This is a genomic window from Nonomuraea rhodomycinica, from assembly GCF_013363995.1.
GTDB lineage: Bacteria > Actinomycetota > Actinomycetes > Streptosporangiales > Streptosporangiaceae > Nonomuraea > Nonomuraea rhodomycinica.
Map to the genome: position 1 here is coordinate 1 of NZ_JABWGO010000063.1, position 295 is coordinate 295.

At 70.8% G+C, this 295-nt stretch carries 1 pseudogene; it reads right to left on the minus strand.

The annotated features are described in order from the left end of the window. Positions 1-295, minus strand: a pseudogene (locus HT134_RS45075) (hypothetical protein); the annotation flags it as partial.

A 295-nucleotide genomic window follows, 5' to 3' on the forward strand; every position in this document is an offset into this window, starting at 1 on the left:
CTGGCCTCGGCACTCGCCGTCGCTTCTGCGGCTGTGGGTTGCTGCTGACTGATGGAGGCTTCCGTGCCTGCAGCGGGTTCTCCGTTTGAGGTGGATTGCCCGCTTGCGGTGGGGTCCCCGGTGGTGGTGGGCTCCCGGTTTGCAGTGGGGCCTTCGGTGGTGGTGCCGTCGGGGTCGCTGGTCGGGTCTTCGTTCGTGGCGCGGTCCGGGTCTGTGGTCGGCTCGTCGCTGGCGGTGCGGTCCGGGTCTGTGGTGGGGTCTTCGCTGGTGGCGCGGTCCGGGCCGGCGGTGTGTC